The following is a 21,935-nucleotide window of genomic DNA, read 5'->3' as shown; positions in this document are numbered from 1 at the left end:
CGTGTTGTGACCCCCCGTTCGCCCTGAGCGTGTTCGCTCTCAGCGTTCCCGCAGCACCGGGCGCAGCTGGTCCAGCACCGCCGGGTCCTCGATCGTCGATGGGACGGGCTCCTCCCGGCCGTCGGCGATGCCCCGCATGGTCCGGCGCAGGATCTTGCCCGAGCGCGTCTTCGGCAGCGCCGCCACGACCTGCACCCGGCGCAGGCTCGCCACCGCGCCGATCCGGTCGCGCACCAACTGCACCAGCTGCGCGGCGACCTCGTCGTGCGCCGTGGTGACCCCGGCCTTGAGCACCACGAACCCGCGCGGGACCTGCCCCTTGAGTTCGTCCTCGACGCCGATGACCGCGCACTCGGCCACGGCGGGGTGACCGGCGAGGACCTCCTCCATAGCGCCGGTGGACAGCCGGTGCCCGGCGACGTTGATGACGTCGTCGGTGCGGCCCATCACGTAGAGGTACCCGTCCTCGTCGAACCGCCCGCCGTCGCCGGTCAGGTAGCAGCCCGGGAAGGCGCTGAGGTACGACGCGACGAACCGCTCGTCGTCGTTCCACAGCGTCGGCAGGCAGCCCGGCGGCATCGGCAGCCGGATGACGATCGACCCGTCGGTGCCCGCCGGCGCGTCCTGGCCGTCCGGCTGCACGACGCGCACGTCGAAGCCGGGCACGGGTACCGACGGGGAACCCGGCTTGGTCGCCAGCGCCTCCAGCCCGCGCGGGCTCGCCGCGATCGGCCACCCGGTCTCGGTCTGCCACCAGTTGTCGACCACCGGCACCCCGAGCTTCTCGCCGGCCCACTCGTACGTCTGCGGGTCCAGCCGCTCGCCGGCCATGAACAGCGTGCGCAGCGACTTCGTGCGCGCCCGGTCGATGCGCGCGCCGTCCGGGTCCTCCTTGCGGATCGCCCGGATCGCCGTGGGCGCCGCGAAGAGCACGTTGACCCCGTGGTCCTCGACCACCCGCCAGAACGCGCCGGCGTCCGGGGTGCCGACGGGCTTGCCCTCGTACAGCACGGTGGTCGAGCCGGCCAGCAGCGGCGCGTACACGATGTAGGAGTGCCCGACGACCCACCCGACGTCGGAGGCAGCCCAGAACACGTCGCCCGAGCCGCAGTCGAAGATGTTCGCCATCGACCAGGTCAGCGCCACCGCGTGCCCGCCGTTGTCGCGCACGATCCCCTTGGGCCGCCCGGTCGTGCCGGAGGTGTAGAGGATGTACAGCGGGTCGGTCGCCGCCACCGGCACGCACCCCACCGGCTCGGCCCGCGCCACGACGTCCGCCCACGTGACGTCCCCGTCCCGCAGCCGCGCGGGCGCCTGCTCGCGCTGCAGGATGACGCACGCGTCGGGCCGGTGCGCGGCCTCGTCCAGCGCCGCGTCCAGCAGCGGCTTGTACTCCACCACGCGGCTCGGCTCGATCCCGCACGACGTCGCGACGATCACCTTGGGCCGGGCGTCGTCGATCCGGGCGGCGAGCTCCTTCGGCCCGAACCCGCCGAACACCACCGAGTGCACCGCACCGAGCCGCGCGCAGGCGAGCATGGCCACGACGGCCTCGGGCACCATGGCCATGTAGATGACCACGCGGTCGCCCCGCCCGACCCCGAGCCCGCGCAGCGCCCCCGCGAAGCAGGCGACCTCGTCACGCAGTTCCCGGAAGGTGTACCGCCGGACGCTCCCGGTCACCGGGCTGTCGTACACCAGGGCGACCGCGTCCCCGCGCCCCGCGTCGACGTGCCGGTCGAGCGCGTTGTGGCAGGTGTTGAGCTCGGCGTCGGGAAACCACCGGTAGAACGGCGGCCGGTCCTCGTCCAGGACCCGGATCGGCATCCTCGCCCAGTCCACGCCGGAGGCCGCGTCGCGCCAGAACCATTCGGGATCCTCGAGACTCTGCCGGTACGTGTCGCGGTAGGCGCCCATCCTCAGATCCTGCTCCGCGAGGCCCGCCCAGCGAAAGACTGTTTTGTCAGCTCGCTCCGCTCGCGGTGGGGGAGCTTCGCTCCACCCACACCCCCTCAAGATCTGCGGGGTGTGCTCGCGGCCACGAAGAGGTGCTCTGCGCTCATCCGGTGACGGGTGTACGTCGAGAGCCGCCCCTCCCGCACACGTTCACGGTCCGCGGACGATCGCAGCCACCCGAACAAATCCGAAATATCCGATAAGTCCGGCGCGGCAGCGCCGGACTTATCGGATAAAGACGATTCAGACCGGGGCGTTGGCGCTGGCCAGGCCCGCCGGGGCGTTGGACAGGGCGCGCTGGATCGCGGCGACCAGCGCCAGCGCCGCCTCCTCCGTCAGCTCGACCGCCACCCGGGCCGAAGGCCCCTGCGCCGGGTTGGCGAAGTCGATGTTCACCGTGTGCCCGAACTGCGCGTGCTGTGGGTGGTCGACGTAGACCGCCGCCCGCGTGACGTCGAACCAGCCGGCGGCGCCCTTGCCGGCGCCCTCGATGTCGACGGTCTCGGTTTCGTACGTGCACATGTCAGGCCCCCAGGTGCTTGCCGAAGAACGCGAAGACGCGCTGCCAGCCGTCGACGGCGGACTGCGGCCGGTACGACGGGCGGTCCACCGCGAAGAAGCCGTGCCCGGCACCCTCGTAGCTGTGGTGCTCGAAGCTCTTGCCGTGCTCGGCCATCAGCGAGGCGAGCCGCGCGACCTCCTCCGGCGCCGGGTACTTGTCGTCGTCGCCGAACAACCCCAGCACCGGGCAGCGCACGTCGGGCAGCCGGTCCTTGATCGGCACGGCGTTGAGCCCCGAGCCGGTCGGCGGCGGCTCGAGCGCGAACGCCCCGTAGCAGTCCACCGCCGCGTCGAGGTCCACGGTGGTGGAGACGAGCAGCGACTGCCGCCCACCGGAGCAGTGCCCGATCACGCCGACCTTGCCGTTGGCGTTGTCGAGCGCCCGCAGCGCCGCGGCCGCGGTGGCGACGTCGCGGATGATCTGCTCGTCGGCAATGCCGCCCTGCCCGCGCACGAACGCCGAGGCGTCGTCGGGCGAGGCGTTGGGCGCCTCGCGCCAGAACAGGTTCGGGCAGATCGCCGAGAAGCCGTTCGCGGCGAACTTGCGCACCATCTCCTTGGTCGCCGCGTCGTACCCGGGCAGGTGATGAATGACCACCACCCCCGGGAACGGCCCGGGATCGAGCGGCCGCGCCTGGTACGCCTCGATCTTCTCCTCGCCGATGAACACCGTCTCGGCCCGGATCGCGTCTGACATGTCTACTCCGTACATCCTCGGCAGATTTTTCTTAGCCAAGCGAACAATATCCCCGGGCCCCGGAAATGGTTCACGCGGCGGCCAACCACCCAGGCGACACACGGGCAGGACGCCCAGCCACCCGCAATCCGGTGGAACCCGTCACCCAGCGCGACACCGACCGCACCACGCCGACGCACAGCCCCGCGCGGCCGTCATCGCCTCGACAGGTGTCCGCCGGACCGGCAGCGCACAGATCAGCGCTACCCGCGCCGACGCCACCCACACCGCGCCAGCCGCCCGCGGCCGGCGAGCCCTGGCCGGAGCGGGCGAGACGGCTGGCCCGGGGCTAGGGCGCGGCGGGCCGGGGCGCGGCGACGCGGGGGCGGGCCAGGGCGAGGCGCGGCACGGCGGGACGGGCAGAGCGAGGCGCGGCGGGCCGAGGTGCAGCGCGGCACAGCGGGACGGGCGGGACGGGGCGGGGCGGGACGGGGCGGAGTGCGGCGCGGGCGGGTAACAGCGCGGACCGGACTGCAGCGCGAGTGGCGGCGCAGTCCGGTCCGGGGTGAGAAGGGGCGGGTTACTGGCGGCCGGGCTCCGAGCGGCGCAGGGCCAGGCGGGCCAGGCCGATCAGCAGGCCGATCTGCAGGACCAGGATCAGCACGGAGCGCCACCAGGCGCCGGTCGTGTGCTCCCACAGGGAGTCCTGGAACGGGATCATCGACTGCAGGTCGACCGTCGACGCGCCCGCGGCCAGGCCCCAGCGGGTCGGGAAGATCCACGAGATCTGCTCGAGGACCTTCTGGCCGCCGAGCTCGAACAGGCCGCCCGACAGGACCAGCTGGGCCATCACGGCGACGACCAGGACCGGGGTGGTCTGCTCGGTGGTCTTGACCAGGGAGCTGACCAGCAGGCCGAACGCCATCGACGCCAAGGCGACCAGCGCGACGGGGATCATGATCTCGACGAGCCAGTGCTTGTCGAAGATCAGCGGGTCCTTCGGCGGTTTCTTGCCCAGGAGGGCCAGCCAGGTGAACAAGGCCGTCTGGGCGATGATGATCACGGAGAAGACGAAGACCTTGGACGCCAGGTAGGCGCCGGTGGACAGGCCGACGGCGCGCTCGCGCTTGTAGATCGTCGACTCGTTCACGATCTCGCGGATGGCGGCGGCCGTGCCCAGGAACGCGGCGCCGACCGCGAGGACGACGAGCAGGCGCTGGGCCTCCAGGCTGTACTTCGTCAGCGAGCCCGGCGCCAGGCCGTTGTCGCCGGGCACCGTGCGGGTGAGCAGGGCCAAGGCCAGGGGCAGGCCGATCATGAAGACGCTGAGGCCGCGGTCGGCGCCGATCACCCAGAGCATGCGCAGGCACAGCGTGAGGAACTGCCGGATCGGCGCCGCCGGGTGCAGCGCGCGGCTGCGCAGCGACGCCCCGCCGAGCCTGACGCGGGCCCGCCCGACCGCCGAGCCGCCCTGACCGGCCGCCGAGCCGCGCGGGCCGGCCGCTGAGCCGCGCTGACCGGCGGCCGAGGGCCTGGACTGCGGTGCGCCGCCCGATCCCGACGCGGGCAGGTCGACCGTCGCCGGCACAGGCCGCTCCGGCATCTCCTGCTCCGCCGTCGCCTCTCCCGACGTGGAGGGAGAAACCGGGACGGAAGGGGCAGCCGCGGCAGAAGAAGCCGACGCGGGAGGGCCAGCGGCAGATGAAGCCAGAACAGAAGTAGCAGCCGCGGCAGCCGGGGCGGAAGGAGAGGACGCGGCGGGAGCGCTGCGCGGCGCCGGGACCGACGCGGTGACCCGCTCGACCGCCTCGGGCTTCGGCGGCGGCGCCTCCGCGATCTGGTCGGTGACGTAGCGCGTGTAGTGCTCGGACGAGCGATAGTGCCGCACCCAGTGCTCGGCGTTGTTGGTGACCTCGCGGAACACCTCCGCGTAGTCCTCGGCGCCGAAGAACTCCAGCAGGTCGCCGGGCGGGCCGAAGTAGCCCATCCGGCCGCCCACGGTGAGCACGAGCACGCGGTCGGTGAGGTCCAGGTGCATCACGTTGTGCGTGACGACGGCGACCGTGCGGCCCCGGTCGGCGAGCTCGCGCAGCTCCTCCATGACCTCCTTGTCCAGCGCCGGGTCGAGGCCGGAGGTGGGCTCGTCGAGGAAGAGCAGGGACGGCTCGGTGAGCAGCTCCAGCGCGACCGAGACGCGCTTGCGCTGGCCGCCGGAGAGGCTGTCGATGCGCTGCTTGGCCCGTTCGGTGAGGTTGAGCGTCTTGAGGACCTCGGCGACGCGGGCCCGGCGCTCCTTGCGCGGCACGTCGTCGGCGAAGCGCAGGGCCGCGGCGAAGCGCAGGGCGCGGCGCACGGTGAGCTGGCGGTGCAGCACGTCGTCCTGCGGGACCATGCCGATGCGGTAGCGCAGCTCGGCGTAGTCGGCGTAGAGGTCGCGGCCGTCGTAGCGCACCGCGCCCTGGGTGGCGGGCCGCAGGCCGGCGACCGCCTTGACCAGGGTGGACTTGCCGCAGCCGGAAGGGCCGATGACGGCGAGCAGGCTGCCCTCGGCCAGGGCGAAGCTCACGTCGTCGAGCAGGATCGCGTCCTTGATACGGACGGTGAGGTCGTCGGCGATGAGCGAGGAGGGGCCCGCGTCCTCGAACTCGTGCAGGCGGGCGCCGTCGAAGATGAACTCGTGCCGGCCGACCGAGATCAGGTCGCCGGCCGCCATGTCCTGGCGGGCGACCTGTTTGCCGTTGTGGAAGGTGCCGTTGCGGCTGCCCAGGTCGACGACCTCGAAGCCGCCGGCGGCCTTGCGGCGCAGCTCGGCGTGGTTGCGCGAGCTGCGCAGGTCGGTCAGGACGATGTCGTTGTCGGTGCCGCGGCCGATGCGGATGCGCCCGGCGCCGAACTCGTGCTGGGTCGCCTCCCGCTGCGGCGGCGCGGGCTGCACCGGGACGGTCTCGGTGATCGTGACCACCTTGAAGTGCACGGCCGGGCCGTCGGCGGCGCCCAGGTGGATCTCGCCGCCGTCGGTCGCGGCGACGAACGCCGCCTTCTCCCCCGCGACGAACGTGCCGTTGCGGCTGTCGAGGTCGCGCAGGAACCAGCCGTCGTCGTTCCAGATCACCTCGGCGTGCCGCCGGGAGATCAGGTTGCCCTCTACCACGAGGTCGTTCGCGGCGTCGCGGCCGATGGTCACCGTGTCGTCGGGCCGCACGACGGCCTTGTTGTCGCCGCTGGTCACCTCGAGCACGGTGAGCTCTCGGGTCACCGTCTGCTGATCGATGCTCGCCACGGGGCTCATCATGCCGTGCAGGTACGGCAAGAAACAGCTGGGGTCCAAGAAACAGCGGGGTCCATGTATCAGGAACCCGACCTCGGTCCTCTTGTGTGTCGAGACGACGTGAGGGAGGAGACCCATGACCGCGGACGCCCGTTCGGACGAGTGGCGCTCCCGCCGTGCCCGGCGACTGGCCGGCCTGGCGTGGATGCGCCGCGAGGACCGCACGGACGGCACGCCGGTGCGGTTCGTCGCCGACGAGCTGCTGGTGCTCGACGAGCACTTCGCCACCGCGCGGCAGGCCTTCGCGGAGCAGGGCTTCTCCGACCGGGACATCGTGGAGGAGGGGGATGTCCCGGACGGGTTCCGGCGGGTCAGGCTGTCCGGCCTCGACGTCGCGCGCGCCGCTCGGCGGGTGCGGGTCCAGGCGGAGGCGGCCGGCGATCCGAGGGTGGCCGCCGGACCCAACCACGTGTTCGTCTCGACGCCGTTGGAGCACGCCGGTGCGTACGGGCCGCCACGCCCGGCGCCGCCCGGCGCGCTGAGCGGTGCGGACGGGTCCGGCGGCGTGGGCGTGCTGGTGCTCGACACCGGCATGTGGCTCAACAGCCCGCTGCCGAAGGACCGCTACGTCACGGAGGACTTCGAGTCCGACGTCGGCGACGACGGGGTGCGCGACGGGGATGTCGGTCACGCGAACTTCGTCGCCGGGGTGATGCTGGGCCGGTCGCGGCGTGTGCAGCCGAGGATGGTGCGGGTCGTCGGCCCGTTCGGGGTCTGCCGGGAGAGCGACCTGGTCGCTGCGCTCCGGCAGGCGGGCGATGAGCCGATCATCAACCTCTCGCTGGGGGGATACACGCTCGACGACCGGCCGCCGGTCCTGCTCACGGCGGCCCTCGCGGGCCTGCTCGGCAGCGGTGACCGGGTGGTCGTGGCGGCGGCCGGTAACGACGGACAGCACGACCGGCCCTTCTGGCCGGCCGCGTATGCCGGGACGAGCGCGCCGTGGCGGCGGCGCGTGGTCGCGGTCGCCGCACACGACGGCCGCCGCATCTGTGAGTGGAGCAACACCGGGACGTGGATCACGCTGGCCGCCCCGGGCGCCGACGTGGTCAGCACGTTCGTGCACCACGAGGACTTTCCGGACGGCTGGGCGCGCTGGAGCGGCACATCGTTCGCCGCCCCGTTCGTCGCCGCGGCGATCGCCGACGCGCTGCCGGAGGCCGGGTCCGCCCGGCTCGCGGCCGAGGCGGTCGTCGCCGGGTCGGACCGGCGCTTCGGCCGATACGCGGGGGTGGCGTAGGCCATGCATCACACCAGGGGGAGGGGGGTGACGGGGTGCGGCGCGCTGGTCGCCGCGCCCCGGCGCCTCGGCGCCGCGATGCTACCCTTCGGAGCCATGGCCGACCCCGAAAGTACCGGTGAGCACGCAAACGCCGCACTTCTGCGGGCGGCCGCGGCCGGCGACCAGCAGGCGTGGGAGTCCATTGTGGACAGATACGCCAACCTCGTCTGGTCGGTGGCGCGCAGCTTCCAGCTCGGCCAGTCCGACGCCGCCGACGTGAGCCAGGCGACCTGGCTGCGGCTCGTCGAGCACATCGCCGACGTTCGCGAGGCCGACAAGCTCGGCTCCTGGCTCGCCACCACCGCCCGGCGCGAGGCCATCGCGCTGCTGCGCAAGGGCGGACGCGACGTCCCCGCGGGATCGGCCGGCGACTTCGTCGGCCACCTCGGGGTGCAGATCGGCCTCGACCCGGTCGAGGACGAGCCCGACGCCGGCGTGCTGCGCGACGAGCGCGACGCCGTGCTCTGGCAGGAGTTCCGCGCGCTGTCCGGCCAGTGCCAGCAGCTGCTGCGGGTGCTCATCGCCGATCCGCCGCCGAGCTACGCCGAGGTCTCGGCCGCGCTCGACGTGCCGATCGGCAGCATCGGACCGACTCGCAAGCGCTGCCTGGGCACGCTGCGCCGACGATTGGCGGCTTCGATATGACCCGCTGCTGCTGGGCAGGGCCGACCCGATGATCGGGGAGGAAGAGGTGCTGAGCTCATTGCGTGAGATCGCCGGCCGGCACGATCCGGTGCCACCCGCCGTCCTGGCCGCCGCGCGGGCGAGTCTCGCCTGGCGCGACCCGGACGCGGCCCTCGCCGAGCTGGTCCGCGACTCGCTGGATCGGCTCATCGCCGTGCGCGGTGGCACACCACGGGTGCTGACGTTCCTCGGCGGTGCGATGACGATCGACGTCCAGGTGACCGCGCGGGGCGGCGGCGTCGACGTCGTCGGCGAGCTCGCGCCGGTCGTCGCGGCCAAGGTCGTGATCGAGTCGCCGGGCGGGTCGCACGAGACGGCGGCCGACAGCGAGGGGCGCTTCCGGGTCGAGGGGATCGCGGCCGGGCCCGTCCGGCTGCGTTGCGAGCCGCTGGTCGAAGGTGCATTCGTGCCGCTGCGCACTGAATGGGTGCAGGTGTAGGGACGTGCTGCACCAGCTCTACCGGCACCGAGTGCGGCCGGTAAGCTTCGCGCCGGCGAGGTCGTAGCGCAGAGGTCGTCGCGCCGGCTCATCAGGCTGGAGGACGTCGGTTCGATTCCGGCCGGCCTCGCCCCCGGCCATCGGGCGAGCCGGCCCGCGCTAGGCTGCGCAACCGGCGGGCCGTAGCGCAGAGGTCGTCGCGCGCGGACTCATAATCCGCGAGGACGCCGGTTCGATTCCGGCCGGTCCGCCCCTTCGACGGCGTGGTTACCATACTGCGGTGCCGCTGGACCCCGCCGACGTCGAGGCGTGCCTTCGCGTGCTCGCCGCCGTCGGCGACGCGGACCCCGCCGATGAGCAGGCGAGCGCGGTGCGGGCCGCGGTCGACATGGCGTACAAGACGGAAAAGAAACGGCGCCGGGGCACGCGGCGCGCGGCGACCGCCGAGCACGACCGCCGGCTCCTGACTGCGCCCGCCGCCGGTGATCCTCATCTGGTACGAGCAAGACGCTGCTACGTCTGCAAGTCGCCGTACCGCGCCGTGCCTCAGGACTACCCCCAGATGTGCGCGGAGTGCGCGACCGGCAACGGCGCCCGGCGCACCGCCCGCTGCGACCTGTCCGGACGGCGGGCGCTGGTCACCGGCGGCCGCATCAAGATCGGCTTCGAGACGGCGCTGAAGCTGCTGCGCGACGGCGCCGAGGTCGTGGTCACCACCCGCTTCCCGCGCGACGCGCACCGCCGCTTCGCGCTCGTGCCCGACGCCGCCGACTGGCGCGACCGGCTGCACGTGCACGGCGTGGACTTCCTCGACCTGCCCGGCGTGGTCGGCCTCGTCGACGCGGTCGCTGGGCGCTGGGGCCACCTCGACATCCTGATCAACAACGCCGCGCAGACGATCCAGCGCCCGCCGTCGTACTACCGCGAGCTCAGCGCCGCCGAGGGCCGCCCCGCGCTCCCCTCCGCGGCGGCCGAGCTGTTCTTCCCGGCCGGCGCCCTCGACGAGACCGGCGAGCCGCTGGACCTGCGCCCCGTCAACAGCTGGATGCTCAAGCTGCACGACGTGACGCCGCGGGAGTGGATGGAGGTGCAGGTCATCAACGCCTTCGTGCCGTTCCTGCTGATCGCGCGGCTGCGGCCGCTGCTGCGCGCCTCGCCGTTCGCCGACCGGTACGTGGTCAACGTCTCGGCGATGGAGGGCAGCTTCAGCCGCGAGCGCAAGACCGCCAACCATCCGCACACCAACATGGCCAAGGCCGGGTTGAACATGCTGACGCGGACCATCGGCGAGGAGTACGCGGCCGAGGGCATCCACGTGACCAGCGTCGACACCGGCTGGGTCACCGACGAGCGGCCGCAGCCGGCCCGCGACGGGCTGCGCGAGCGGGGCTTCCGGGTGCCCCTCGACGTCGTCGACGGCGCCGCGCGCGTCTACGACCCGATCGTGCGCGGCGTGCACGGCGATCGGATGCACGGCGTGTTCCTCAAGGACTACCGGGTGGTGCAGTGGTAGAGATCGCGTGTCCGGTGCTGGCGGCTCCCGTGGTACCGCCGGCCGATCTGACGCTCCTCGAGCCGCTCCTGGCGCGGTTGGACGACCCCGCCGGCGTGGCCGGCACCGAGCGGTTCCCGCTGGGCACGCTGCAGCCCGACGGGCGGTTGGACCTGTGCAAGCAGGGGCTCGGCGCCGACGGCGTGACCCGGGTGCTGGACCGGGTGGTCGGCTCGCCTCATGCGGTACACCTGCTGCTCGGAACCAACTCCCTCGGCGCAACCGGGGCCGCGGCCCTGGCCGCGTCGCTGGCCCCCGGCCATGGCGTCGAGACCCTCTATCTGGGGTGCAACGCGATCGACGCGGGCGGCGCGGAGCCGCTGTTCGAGCGCCTCGCCGACGACTCGACGGTGAAGGCCCTGTGGCTCAAGCGCAACCCGCTGGGCGACGCCGGCGTCGCGTCGCTGGCCGCGATGCTGCGCACGAACGCCTCCATCACCACGCTCGACCTGGTCAACACCGGGCTCACCGAGGCCGGCCTGGAGCTGCTCGTCGCCGCGCTGGCCGAGCGCTCGCAGCCGGTCACGCGGGTCTTCCTCGGCGGCAACGGCCTCGGCCCGTCCGCCGCGCCGCTGCTGGGCCGGCTGCTGGCCGACTGCGGCGTGACCGGCCTCTTCCTGGCGGCCAACCGGCTCGGCGACGAGGGCATCGCCCGGCTGCTGTCCGATCTTTCCCACGGTGGTACCACCCTGGGCCTGGGCGGCAACGCCATGACCGACGCCGGACCGGTCGCGCAGCGCCTCGGCCTGCTGGAGGGGCTCGACCTGAGCCGGCCGCTCTCGCTGCGCGTGCTCGGCGCCACGGACAACACGATCGGCGACCCGGGCGCGGCGCGGCTGGCCGAGGCGCTGCCCGGCAGCCCGCTGCGCCGCCTCGACCTGCGCCACACCGGCGTGCGCGGCCGCGGCGCGCGGCTCCTGCTCGCCGCCGTGCAGACCGGCCGCACGGCGCTGCGGCGGCTCACGCTCGGCCCGGACGTGCCCCGCCGGGTCAAGCGGGCGCTCACCGAGCTGCTGCCCGGCGGCGAGCCACCGCTGGCCAGCGAGATCGTGAGCGTGTACCGGTGAGTGCGCTCGTTCCGGCCGCCACGCTGGGCGAATGGCGGCGAATTCGCCGGTACGCCGTGCCGCCGGCCATGATCGAGGCCGCCGCGCGCGCCCGGGAGGCCGGCGACTGGCGGGCCGCCTGTGCCGCGGCCGACGTGCGCGTGGCGGCGAGCCCCGAGCAGCTGCGCCCGTTCGCGGACGACCTCGCCCACCTCGCGCCCGACCTGGTGCGCTGGCACGCGCCCCGTTCGGTCGGGCGCGGCGACACGACCCTCGCGCCGCGGTACCTGCTCGCGCTGGTCCGGCGGGGCGGCACGGCGCTGGTGGTGCACCTGCCGCGGATCGGCAACGCCGCACAGCACCTCACGATGACGGTCACCGACGATCTCGACGGGAACGGCAAGATCCAGGTCGTGGACTGGGGCAACATGCGGTACCTCTGGGACGCGCGCCGCGCCGGCGAGCTGCCCGCCCACGTGTGCGGCCCGCGCGCCCTCGAGCTGCTGGAGCTGCAGGAGGCCGGGCGCGCCGTCGACGCCTGGGCCGCGGTCGGCGTCGACGTGCCGCCGCCCGACCCGGGCGCACACGGGGACTGGCGGGCCCGGCAGCTGATGTCCGACTTCACCGCCCTCGACGTCGACCCGGCATGCCTGCTGGCCGCCGCGCGGGCGCGGGGCGGGCCGACGGCGTCGTTCGACGTGTCCGGGTACGGCGAGCTGCGCCTGCACGACCTGCAGACCGACCGGCCGATCGCCGAATGGGTGCAGCCGGTCGGCTGGAACGGCTCGCGGCCGGTGGATCGGGTGTCGGTGGCGGAGTACCGCCGGCCGATCGACCTGCACCTGCTGCGCTTCGGCTATCTCTCCCCGGACCAGCTGCACCCGCTGGTCGGGCCGCACCTCGCGGCGTACTGGAACGGCGCGTCCCCGGCCGCCGCGGAGGATCCCTGGTCCGGCCCGGTGCGGGTGCGCTGCAACGGCAACTGGCACGAGGTCGGCTGGGCGGACGGGCGGCTGCGGATGCCACACTCCGACGAGGAGCGGCGGCGGGAGCACACGCTGGTGGCCCTCGGCGGCGAGTTGCAGGGCTGCTTCGCCGCCGAGCACGGGTGGCAGGACCGCGCGACGCGGCTGCCCCGGCGGCTCGCGGCCCAGCGCCGCGACCTCATGCTGCGGGCCCAGCACGGCGACCTCGGCGGCGTCCTGGCCCGCCTCGACGCCGGGATCGACCCGCGGGCCCGCGACCCGCACGGGCGCACGCTGCTGCACCTGCTGTCCGCGCTGGAGCAACGGGCCGACGCCGCGCACGCGCTGATCACGCGGCTGCTGGCCGCCGGGATCGACGTGAACGACCGGGACCGGCTCGGGCGCACCCCGCTCTTCGCCGCCGTGCACGGCGGCGGCTCGCCGGAGCTGGTGCGGGCGCTGATCGACGCCGGCGCGCACCCGGACGTCGAGGACGGATTCGGCAACCGGCTGGCCGACGTGTACCGCCAGCACCGAATCGAGGACCTCGCGTTCCTCGAACCCCTGCTGTCCTAGGAATGCCTCCGGAAATGTCAGACCCTCCGGCTACCCTCGGCGGCATGACGGAGGCATTGACCTTGCTGGCGGCGGCCGACGAACTGCTGGCGGCGACCCGCGCGACCCGGGTGGAGCGGCGCGACAACGTGCAGCTGGAGGCCCTCGCGCTGGCCGTGTCGGCCAACCTGCCGGTGCTGCTGTGGGGCGAGCCCGGCATCGGCAAGTCGGCGGCGCTGCAACAGCTGGCCGACCGCCTCGAGGTGCCGATGGAGACCGTCATCGCGAGCATCCACGAGCCCTCCGACTTCGCGGGCCTGCCGGTCGTCGGCGACGACCCGGCCACCCAGGGCGTGCCGATGGCCCCGCCGGACTGGGCGATCCGCCTCAAGCGCCAGGGCGTCGGCCTCATCTTCTTCGACGAGCTGTCCTCCGCTCCCCCGGCCGTGCAGGCCGCGCTGCTGCGGGTCGTGCTCGAGCGGCGCGTGGGCAGCCTGGAGCTGCCGCCCGGCGTCCGCGTCGTCGCCGCCGCCAACCCGCCGGCGAGCGCCGCCGACGGCTGGCACCTGAGCCCGCCGCTGGCCAACCGCTTCGTCCATCTGCACTGGACCCACGACCCGGCCATCGTGGCCCGCGGCCTTGCCGGCACCTGGCCCACGGCGGACATCCCGCGCATCGACCCGCGCCGCTCCGGCTCCGCACTGGCGCGCGCCCGCGGCACCCTGTCCGGCTTCCTCACCGCCCGCCCCGGCCTGACACACCACCTCCCCGCCGACGCCGAGGCCCGCGGCGGCGCCTGGCCCTCCCCGCGCACCTGGGAGATGGCCCTGCGCCTGCTCACGTTCGCCCTCGCCAGCGACGCCTCCCGCGAGGCCCTCTCGACCGCCCTCGTCGGCGCGATCGGCGACGGCGCCGGCCTGGAGCTCATCAACTACCTCGACGAGCTCGACCTCCCCGACCCCAACCGCGTCCTGGCCAACCCGGACGCGTTCGCCCTGCCGGACCGCGGCGACCGCCAGCTCGCCTTCCTGACCGCGATCGTCTCGGCCGTCCAGTCGGACACGAGCCGGTCGCGCTGGGAGGCCGCGTGGACGGTCCTGGCCAAGGCGGTCGACGCGGGCGTCCCGGACGTGGCGGCGCGGGCGGCTACGGACCTGGCGATCATGCGGGAGCGGTCGTGGCCGGTGCCACCGACGATCGACGCCTTCGTCGACATCCTGCGACTGTCGGGCGCCCTGTGATGCCCACTCCGGACTCGGCGTCGCCGCCGGGCGCGGACCGTTCAGCGGGCGCGGGCCTCTCGCCGCCCGGGGACGCCGCGGTGCGCACGGCCGCTCGGCCGGACGCGGTCACTGCGGCGCGCGTGGATTCGCCGCAGCCCTCGACCGGCTCACCTCCGCACGCGGCTTCTGCGCCCGTGGTCGACGGACTGCCAGCGGACGGCGCGCCTCCTGAGGCCGGCCGTGCAGACGCGGACCCGGGCGCGGACGCGGGCCCGGGCGCGGGCGCGGGCGCGGACCCGGGCGCGGACGCGGACGCGGTGGTTCGGTTGCCAGCCGCTGGGAGTGTGCTGGACCGGACGCGGCTGCTTGCGGCGAGGTATCAGGCGGCGAAGGTGCGGCCGTATCTGGCGTCGGCGCTCTATGCGCTGTCCGTCGTGCCGTCCTGGCACCTCGCAACGATGGGCGTCGACCGGCACTGGCGGCTCTACGTCAACCCGGACTTCGTCGCGGCCCATCCCGTCGACGAGCTGGCCGGCGTGTGGATCCACGAGGTCGCGCACCTGCTGCGGGACCACCACGGGCGGGCGGACCGGCTGACGCACGCCGACCGCGGCGACCATCGGCGGGTCAACATCGCGCAGGACTGTGAGATCAACGACGACCTGATCGAGGACGGCCTCGCGCTGCCGGCCGACCGGGTCGAGCCGGCGACGTTCGGGTTGCCGTCGGGGCGGCTGTTCGAGCAGTACCTGCCGGACATTCCGCCGTCGCTCGTCGTGCACGTGCAGTGCGGGTCGGGGGCGCACGGCGGGCTCGTGGCGGGCGAGCTCGCCGGCGACGGGGCGCCGGCGGTCCGGCCGGTCGAGGCGGATGCGATCCGGCGGCAGACGGCGGACGCGATCCGGGCGCACGCGCGGTCGCGGGGCGACGTGCCGTCGGGGTGGAAGCGCTGGGCGGACCAGATCGCCGAGCCGGTCGTCGACTGGCGCCGGCTGCTGACCGGCGCGCTGCGGCAGGCGGTGGCGTGGGCGAGCGGGGCGGTCGACTACACGTACGCGCGGCCGGGGCGCCGCAGCGCCGCCCTCCCCCGCGTAGTGCTGCCAAGCATGCAACGGCCGCTGCCGCGCGTGGCGATCGTCATCGACACCTCGGGCTCGATGGGCCCGGACGACCTGGGCGCCGCGCTGGCCGAGGTGACCGGGGTGCTGCGCGCGGTCGGCATCCGCGGCAACCGCGTGACGGTGCTGGCCTGCGACGCCGACGTGCACGCCGTGACCCGCGTGACGACGGCCGACCAGGTGCAGCTGGCCGGGGGCGGCGGCACCGACATGCGGGTCGGCATCAACCGGGCGCGGGCGGTGCCGGACCCGCCGAACATCATCGTGGTGCTCACCGACGGCGAAACCCCGTGGCCGGACGAGCCGACCGGGTGCCGGCTGATCGCCGGGCTGGTGGGCGAGCGGCCGCCGGCCCCACCGTCCTGGATCGAGGCCATCCACATCACCGACACACCGACGCGCCCTACCCCGTCCCGCTGACCGCCCCGGCCTGGTTCGCCCCGCCGGATGCGGGCAGCCCGAGGCCGTAGTCGGTTGAGGGCCGCGGTCGCGCAAATCGATGGCGCCGACGCGTCCGGCTGGGTGCGTCGTCACCAGGACGACCGACGCGTGGGGGCCGGCCCGACCTCGGCGGCGATTCCTGAGCGGGCCGAAGCGACGACTTTTGGCGACTGTCCGGCGGTGGGGCGTGGTGCCTAGCGTGAAAGGCATGGCGGATCACGTGCTGGGGCTCTCGCGCTCGGACCGGGTGGTTGTCCTGGGCGGGTTTCCCGTCGTCGGGGGGATCGTCGGGTGGGCGCTGCCCATCGTCACGCGGTGGCTGCTCAGGCTGCCGTGGGTGCCGTTCGAAGGGCCGCTGCGGCTCGTCGAGCACCTCGACGGGGGGTGGGGGCGCGCGGGCGCGGTAGCGGCCGGTGTGCTGCTCGGGGCCGTGGTCGGGGTCATGGCGGTGCACGAGTCGCTGCGGGTCACGGTCGGGGACGACGGGCTTGTCGTGGAGAAGGGGGATGCCCGGCGTACCGTGGCGAAAGGGGACGTGGACGCCGTCTTCGTGGATGGAAGGCAGCTCGTCGTGCTCGACCGGGAGTCGCGGCAGGTGGTGCGCGACCGGCTCGAGAATGCCGACAGTCCGCGCGTCGAGCGGGCGTTCCGCGAGCATGGGTACGCGTGGGTCGACGGCGATCCGTACGAGGCGCTGTTCCGGCGGTGGGTGCCGGACCTGCCCGACCTGCCGGCGTCGGTGAATGCGGTGCTCGCGGCGCGGGCCAAAGCGCTCGAGGCGGGGAGCGCGCAGGACACTGCCGAGCTGCGTGACGAGGTGCAGAAGCTCGGGTACACGGTGCGCGACGCCGACAAGGTGCAGCACTGGCGGCCGCTGGTGAAGCCGTGAGCCGGGTCCGCAACCTCACGGTCGACGTCGCGTGCACGGTCATCTCCGTGCTGGTGGCGCTGACCGCGGCGGCCGCGGGGCTCGACAGCGGGGCGTTGTCCGACGAGCGGCTGCTGGTGTCGCTGGCGGTCACGGTGCCGGCGATCGTGTTGTTGTGGTGGCGGCGCAAGCATCCCGTGGGCGTGGCGCTGCTGCTGCTCGTGCCGGCGGCGATCACCGACATGGCGGGCGGGGCGGCGATGATCGCCGTGTTCACCGTCGCGGTGCACCGGCCGTTGCGCACGGCGCTGTGGGTGGCGGCGGCGCACTTCGTGGCGCCGATTCCGCTCAGCATCCGGTACCCGGACCCCGACCTGCAGGCCGTCGGCGCCAACGGGGTCGGGCTGGCGATCATCGCGATCGTGGTGGCGTGGGGCAGCGCGGTGCGCACCAGGCGGGAGCTGATCGCGACGCTGCGGGAGCGGGCCAGCCGGGCCGAGGCGGAGGCGGAGCAGCGCGCGGAGACGCTGCGCGGGCTGGAGCGCGAGCGGATCGCCCGGGAGATGCACGACGTGCTCGCCCATCGGATCTCGCTGATCAGCCTGCACGCGGGGGCACTGGAGATCCGCGGGGACCTCAGCCGCGCGCAGGTGGCCGAGGCGGGCGCGACGATCCGGGCCAGCGCGCACCAGGCCATGGAGGAGCTGCGCGAGATCCTGGGGGTGCTGCGCACGAGCGCGGACGACGACCTGCGCCCCCGGCAGGACCTGGCCGACCTCGACGAACTCGTCGGGGAGGCGCGCGGTGCGGGCATGGCGGTGGAGCTGGACAACCGGGTCGCCGACCCGGCGGCGCTGGCGCCGGCGGTGAACCGCACGGCGTTCCGGCTGGTGCAGGAGGGGCTCACCAACGCGCGCAAGCACGCGCCCGGCGAGGAGGTGTCCGTGCTGATGGAACGCAGTGCGGCCGAGCCCGACCGGCTCTACGTGCGGCTGCGCAACCCGCTGCCGTCCGGGCCGGTGCCGCCGGGGCTGCCGGGCTCGCGCTCGGGGCTGGTCGGCCTCGCCGAACGGGTGGCGCTGGCCGGCGGAAGAATGCGGCACGGCCCGCGACGGGGCCCCGACAGACCGACGTTCGACCTGGAGGCCTGGCTGCCGTGGGAACGGTGACAAGAACAGCGACAAGACGAGCGTGGGAACGGTGATCCGCGTGGTCGTCGCCGACGACGACGCGCTGGTGCGGTCGGGGCTGAGCATGGTGCTCGGCGGCGATCCCGGCATCGAGGTCGTGGGCGAGGCGGCCGACGGCGCGCAGGCGGTGCGCGTGGTGCGGGCCGAGCGGCCCGACGTGGTGCTCATGGACATCCGCATGCCGCGGATGGACGGGCTGGCCGCGCTCGAGCAGCTGCAGCCGGACAACGCGCGGGTGATCGTGCTCACGACGTTCGACACCGACGAGCACGTGCTGCGGGCGCTGCGCCTCGGCGCGCACGGGTTTCTGCTGAAGGACACGCCGCCGCTGGCGATCCTGGATGCGGTACGCCGTGTCGCAACCGGCGAGCAGACGCTCTCGCCGTCGGTGGTGCGCCAGCTCATCTCGCACGTCGCGGGCGAGGACCGCGGTGAGGCGGCCCGGCGCGCGCTCGCGACGCTGACCCCGCGGGAGCGCGACGTCGCCGACGCCGTCGCCGAGGGGCGCTCCAACGCCGAGATCAGCGCGGCGGTACACATGAGCGTGGCCACGGTGAAGACCTACGTCTCGCGGATCTTGGCCAAGCTCGGGTGTACCAACCGTGTGCAGGTGGCGATCCTCGTCCACGAGTCGCGCCAGGCGTGATTCAGATCCAGCCGGCCACGCCGTCGAGGACCGCCTGCAGGCCGCGCTCGAACTGGGCCTCGATGCCGGCCGGGTCGGTCGGCGGGCCGCCGACGTCGGCGTCGCGCGGGTCGCGGCCGCCCAGCAGGGCCGAGGTGTGCGGGAAGCGGCCGGTGGCCAGCTGCTGCATGCCGTAGGCGATGATCGCCTCGACGTCGGCGCGGTGGGTCTCGGCGCTGCCGCGCATCTCGGCCGCCTTCAGGGCGCTGCCGAAGACGTAGGCGTCGACGGTCGCGAGCACGTCGAAGCGGGCGGCGAGGCCCAGGCCGGTGTCGGAGAGCGCAGCCAGGCTCTGTTCGAAGTGGTACATCGCATTCGGGCCGAGCGCCGGTCCCTGCCGCAGGGTGATCGCCCACGGGTGGCGGGCCAGCACCGCCCAGGTCCGCCGGGCGATGGTCGCCGTCGCCTCGCGCCAGTCGGCGGGCAGCTCGCCGTCGGGGACGACGGCCTCGGCCATGAGTGCGTCATCCATGAGGGCGAACAGCTCGTCCTTGGTCTCGACGTAGTTGTACAGCGTCATCGTCCCGGCGCCGAGCCGCGCGGCGACGTTGCGCATGGAGACGGCCTCGATGCCTTCCGCGTCGGCGATCTCCAGCGCCGCGGCCGCGATGCGCTCGCGGCTGAACCGGGGCGCCCGCGAGCTCGGCTCGGGGCGCGCCCAGATCGGCGAGCGAGGCGCATCCGTCGGCACCCCAGTAGTCTGCCGCACCCCGGCGCTCATCGGTGGTAGCGGTCGGCGATGAACCCGGGCGAGGGCGCGTCGGCCGGGCGGGGCAGCGGCGGCGCGGTGTTCGCACCGAAGCCGCGGCCGAGGGAGCGCACCTGCTCCTCCATGAGCGGCACGCTGCGGCGGGCCTGCGACTCGACGACCTTTTCGGCCAGGCGGCTGTTGAGGAACGTCCTCAGCCAGTACACGAGCATCACGCCGCGCGGCACGAAGACCTTGCGGCGGCGGCGCTCCAGGGCGTCGACGACGGCCGCCGCGCAGCGCTCGACCGAGGTCGTCGAGCCCAGCGGGGGCGGCAGGCGGCGCAGCGAGTCCTTGAAGGCGGGCAGGTCGTCCTGCGCGTCGCGGACCAGGTCGGTGTCGATCCACGAGGGGTGCGCGGTGCCGACGGCGACGCCGTGGTGCGCGACCTCCAGGCGCACGGCGTTGCCGAAGTGCTCGACGCCGGCCTTCGAGGCGCAGTACGGCGCCATGCCCGGCAGCGCCGCGAAGGAGGCGGCCGACGCGACGATGAGCAGGTACCCGCGGGCGGCGATGAGGTGCGGCAGGCACGCGGCGGCGGTGCGCATGACGCCGACGAGGTTCACCTCGACCGTGCGCACCAGTGCCTCGACGTCGCCGGTGGCCATCGTGCCGCGGCTGGCGACGCCCGCGTTGGCCACGACGGCATCGATGCGGCCGTAGTGCGCCACCGCGCCCTCGACTGCGGCCGCCATACTGGCCTGGTCGGTCACGTCGGCGGCGAACCACACGGCGCCGATCTCGCCGGCGAGGCCGCGCAGGCGGTCGGGCTCCAGGCCGACCAGGGCGAGCCGCGCACCGCGGGCGGCGGCCTGACGGGCGGTCTGTTCGCCGATGCCGCGTGCCGCACCCGTGACGAGCACCACCTGGCCGGACAAGCTGCGCTTCACCGAGCTCCTCCCATCGGCGGTACCGTTCAGTACCAGGCAAACTAACACCCGGAGACATTGTCGCGAAAGGTCGAGGCAACCGCATGACGAGCACCAGGACCGCCGAGGAGCTGCGGCAGGACCTCACGGGCGGGCTGGCCGAGGCGATCGCCGGCAAAGGCTATGCGGCAACCACGATCGCCGACATCGTCATGCACGCGCGGGTGTCCAAGCGCACGTTCTACGAGCACTTCGCGGACAAGGAGGCCTGCCTCATGGCCCTGTACGCACAGGGCTGCGAGCAGTTGCTGGCGGTGGTGCGCAGCGCCGCCGGCGGGGGCGGCCGGCCGTGGAAGGAAATGATCAACAACGGGGTCACCGCCTACCTCAACGCCCTGGAGAGCATGCCCGCGGTGACCCGCACGCTGCTCGTGGAGATCCAGGCGGCCGGGCCGAAGGCGTTCCGGCTGCGCCAGCAGACGCAGCGCCGCTTCGCCGACGCGCTCGTCGAGGTGGTGGAGGAGGCGCGCGCGGCCGATCCGGCCATCCCGCCGCTGTCGCCGCTGCTCGCGATCGCGCTGGTCGGCGGCGTGCACGAGATGATGTTGCAGGTCTCCGACCCGTACACCGGCGCCGGGCCGTCGTTCACCTCGCTGACGCCCGCCGTTGACGAGTTGGTCTACGCAATCCTCACGAACCCCTGGTCGGCCTCGGATGGAATGATCGGACGTACCGAAGGGTTGCAGGACTAAACAGAGGAAGGACCCGTTGCGGTGCTGAACCCCAGCGAACTTTACGAGCTCACGGACGACGTGCCGGCGGTGGACCGGCCGGTGCTCGTGCACGCGCTGGCGGGCTTCGTCGACGCCGGTAACGCCAGCCGCCTCGCCCGCGAGCACCTGCTCGCCGTCGGCTCGCCGCGCACGATCGCGACGTTCGACATCGACCAGATCTACGACTACCGCAGCCGGCGCCCGGCGATGCTGTTCGTCGAGGACCACTGGGAGCACTACGAGCAGCCGCAGCTGCTGCTGCGCGCGCTGCGCGACGCCACCGGCACCGAGTTCCTGCTCCTCGACGGGCCCGAGCCGGACCTGCAGTGGGAGCGCTTCACCGCCGCGGTCCTCGAGCTCATCGAGCGCTTCGACGTGCGCGCCACCGTCGGGCTCACCGCGATCCCGATGGCCGTGCCGCACACCCGGCCGACGGGGGTGACCGCGCACGGCACCAGCCGCGACCTCATCGCCGGCTTCGAGCCGTGGCTGCAGCGCGTCCAGGTCCCCGGCAGCGTCGGCAACCTGCTGGAGTACCGCATCGGCCAGCAGGACCGCGATGCGTTCGGCTTCGCGGTGCACGTGCCGCACTACGTGGCGCAGGCCGAGTTCCCGGCGGCGGCGGAGAAGCTGCTGGCGTGCCTGGCCGACGCGACCGGCCTGCGCGTGCCGCTGGACGAGCTGCACGCCGCGGCCGACACGGTGCGCGCCGAGATCGACGTGCAGATCGCGCAGGCGGACGAGGCCGCCTCGCTGGTGCGGGCGCTCGAGGAGCAGTACGACGCCTTCACCCGCGGCCGCGCCGGCAACAACAACCTACTGGCCGACTCGCCCGCACCGCTGCCGACCGCGGACGAGATCGGCGCCGAGCTCGAGCGCTTCCTCGCCGAGCACACGCGCGGCGACGAACCGCCGCTCGGCTGAGCCACCAGGAAACCGAGCACACGCGCGGCGACGAACCGCCGCTCGGCTGAGC

At 73.8% G+C, this 21,935-nt stretch carries 19 protein-coding genes and 2 tRNA genes; 15 read left to right on the top strand and 6 right to left on the bottom strand.

What is annotated here, in order from left to right; genetic code table 11:
- Nucleotides 1-39: 39 nt before the first annotated feature.
- The 4 genes from ABD901_RS21780 to ABD901_RS21765 form a co-directional block, all read right to left on the bottom strand.
- Nucleotides 40-1,917 carry a propionyl-CoA synthetase gene (locus ABD901_RS21780; protein ID WP_345128956.1) on the bottom strand — a complete coding sequence of 626 codons (1,878 nt, stop codon included), beginning with the start codon at nucleotides 1,915-1,917 and terminating at the stop codon, nucleotides 40-42.
- Nucleotides 1,918-2,199: 282 nt separating this feature from the next.
- Nucleotides 2,200-2,478 carry a DUF6295 family protein gene (locus ABD901_RS21775; RefSeq protein ID WP_345128955.1) on the bottom strand — a complete coding sequence of 93 codons (279 nt, stop codon included), beginning with the start codon at nucleotides 2,476-2,478 and terminating at the stop codon, nucleotides 2,200-2,202.
- Nucleotide 2,479: 1 nt separating this feature from the next.
- Nucleotides 2,480-3,214: a dienelactone hydrolase family protein gene (locus ABD901_RS21770; RefSeq protein ID WP_345128954.1), complete on the bottom strand. Its 735-nt coding sequence runs from the start codon at nucleotides 3,212-3,214 to the stop codon at nucleotides 2,480-2,482.
- A 559-nt stretch (nucleotides 3,215-3,773) separates the two neighbouring features.
- Nucleotides 3,774-6,473 (bottom strand): ATP-binding cassette domain-containing protein, encoded by a 2,700-nt coding sequence (locus ABD901_RS21765; RefSeq protein WP_345128953.1) that lies wholly within the window; start codon nucleotides 6,471-6,473, stop codon nucleotides 3,774-3,776.
- A 124-nt stretch (nucleotides 6,474-6,597) separates the two neighbouring features.
- Between ABD901_RS21765 and ABD901_RS21760 the strand changes: the two genes are divergently transcribed.
- From ABD901_RS21760 to ABD901_RS21700, 13 genes are all read left to right on the top strand, one after another.
- Nucleotides 6,598-7,761, top strand: coding sequence for a S8 family peptidase (locus tag ABD901_RS21760; protein WP_345128952.1), 1,164 nt, complete (start codon nucleotides 6,598-6,600; stop codon nucleotides 7,759-7,761).
- Between the two features lie 96 nt (nucleotides 7,762-7,857).
- Complete coding sequence (locus ABD901_RS21755; RefSeq protein WP_345128951.1) at nucleotides 7,858-8,448, top strand: RNA polymerase sigma factor; 591 nt, start codon at nucleotides 7,858-7,860, stop codon at nucleotides 8,446-8,448.
- Between the two features lie 28 nt (nucleotides 8,449-8,476).
- Nucleotides 8,477-8,926 (top strand): hypothetical protein, encoded by a 450-nt coding sequence (locus ABD901_RS21750; RefSeq protein ID WP_345128950.1) that lies wholly within the window; start codon nucleotides 8,477-8,479, stop codon nucleotides 8,924-8,926.
- Between the two features lie 57 nt (nucleotides 8,927-8,983).
- Nucleotides 8,984-9,056 (top strand) — tRNA-Asp (locus tag ABD901_RS21745).
- A gap of 46 nt (nucleotides 9,057-9,102) precedes the next feature.
- Nucleotides 9,103-9,177 (top strand) — tRNA-Met (locus ABD901_RS21740).
- Nucleotides 9,178-9,206: 29 nt separating this feature from the next.
- Nucleotides 9,207-10,439 carry an SDR family NAD(P)-dependent oxidoreductase gene (locus tag ABD901_RS21735; protein ID WP_345128949.1) on the top strand — a complete coding sequence of 411 codons (1,233 nt, stop codon included), beginning with the start codon at nucleotides 9,207-9,209 and terminating at the stop codon, nucleotides 10,437-10,439.
- Nucleotides 10,433-11,545 carry a leucine-rich repeat domain-containing protein gene (locus tag ABD901_RS21730; RefSeq protein WP_345128948.1) on the top strand — a complete coding sequence of 371 codons (1,113 nt, stop codon included), beginning with the start codon at nucleotides 10,433-10,435 and terminating at the stop codon, nucleotides 11,543-11,545. Before ABD901_RS21735 ends, ABD901_RS21730 begins: the two co-directional genes overlap by 7 nt.
- Nucleotides 11,542-13,065 (top strand): ankyrin repeat domain-containing protein, encoded by a 1,524-nt coding sequence (locus ABD901_RS21725; protein ID WP_345128947.1) that lies wholly within the window; start codon nucleotides 11,542-11,544, stop codon nucleotides 13,063-13,065. The genes ABD901_RS21730 and ABD901_RS21725 overlap by 4 nt, the downstream gene beginning before the upstream one ends.
- Nucleotides 13,066-13,109: 44 nt before the next feature.
- Nucleotides 13,110-14,285: an AAA family ATPase gene (locus ABD901_RS21720; RefSeq protein WP_345128946.1), complete on the top strand. Its 1,176-nt coding sequence runs from the start codon at nucleotides 13,110-13,112 to the stop codon at nucleotides 14,283-14,285.
- Between the two features lie 326 nt (nucleotides 14,286-14,611).
- Entirely contained in the window at nucleotides 14,612-15,805 is a 1,194-nt protein-coding gene (locus tag ABD901_RS21715; RefSeq protein WP_345128945.1) for a vWA domain-containing protein, read from the top strand.
- Nucleotides 15,806-16,034: 229 nt separating this feature from the next.
- Nucleotides 16,035-16,715, top strand: a complete 681-nt coding sequence (locus ABD901_RS21710; RefSeq protein ID WP_345128944.1) for a YqeB family protein — start codon at nucleotides 16,035-16,037, stop codon at nucleotides 16,713-16,715.
- Nucleotides 16,712-17,863: a sensor histidine kinase gene (locus ABD901_RS21705; protein WP_345128943.1), complete on the top strand. Its 1,152-nt coding sequence runs from the start codon at nucleotides 16,712-16,714 to the stop codon at nucleotides 17,861-17,863. Before ABD901_RS21710 ends, ABD901_RS21705 begins: the two co-directional genes overlap by 4 nt.
- 22 nt (nucleotides 17,864-17,885) lie before the next feature.
- Nucleotides 17,886-18,530 carry a response regulator gene (locus ABD901_RS21700; protein ID WP_345128941.1) on the top strand — a complete coding sequence of 215 codons (645 nt, stop codon included), beginning with the start codon at nucleotides 17,886-17,888 and terminating at the stop codon, nucleotides 18,528-18,530.
- A gap of 1 nt (nucleotide 18,531) precedes the next feature.
- Here ABD901_RS21700 and ABD901_RS21695 read toward each other — a convergent pair whose 3' ends face one another.
- Together ABD901_RS21695 and ABD901_RS21690 are read right to left on the bottom strand one after the other, a co-directional pair.
- Complete coding sequence (locus ABD901_RS21695) at nucleotides 18,532-19,260, bottom strand: TetR/AcrR family transcriptional regulator C-terminal domain-containing protein (RefSeq protein ID WP_345128940.1); 729 nt, start codon at nucleotides 19,258-19,260, stop codon at nucleotides 18,532-18,534.
- Between the two features lie 26 nt (nucleotides 19,261-19,286).
- Complete coding sequence (locus ABD901_RS21690; protein ID WP_345128939.1) at nucleotides 19,287-20,207, bottom strand: SDR family oxidoreductase; 921 nt, start codon at nucleotides 20,205-20,207, stop codon at nucleotides 19,287-19,289.
- 83 nt (nucleotides 20,208-20,290) lie between these two features.
- Here ABD901_RS21690 and ABD901_RS21685 point away from each other — a divergent pair, with 83 nt between their 5' ends.
- Nucleotides 20,291-20,938, top strand: a complete 648-nt coding sequence (locus ABD901_RS21685; protein WP_345128938.1) for a TetR/AcrR family transcriptional regulator — start codon at nucleotides 20,291-20,293, stop codon at nucleotides 20,936-20,938.
- A 21-nt stretch (nucleotides 20,939-20,959) separates the two neighbouring features.
- A complete protein-coding gene (locus tag ABD901_RS21680; RefSeq protein WP_345128937.1) occupies nucleotides 20,960-21,883 on the top strand; it encodes a proteasome assembly chaperone family protein in 924 nt (307 codons plus the stop codon).
- Nucleotides 21,884-21,935: the final 52 nt, after the last annotated feature.

Source organism: Dactylosporangium darangshiense, assembly GCF_039537565.1.
Lineage (GTDB): Bacteria > Actinomycetota > Actinomycetes > Mycobacteriales > Micromonosporaceae > Dactylosporangium > Dactylosporangium darangshiense.
Note: the sequence above shows the minus strand (reverse complement) of the source record. Positions and strands in the feature narration are given on the sequence as shown.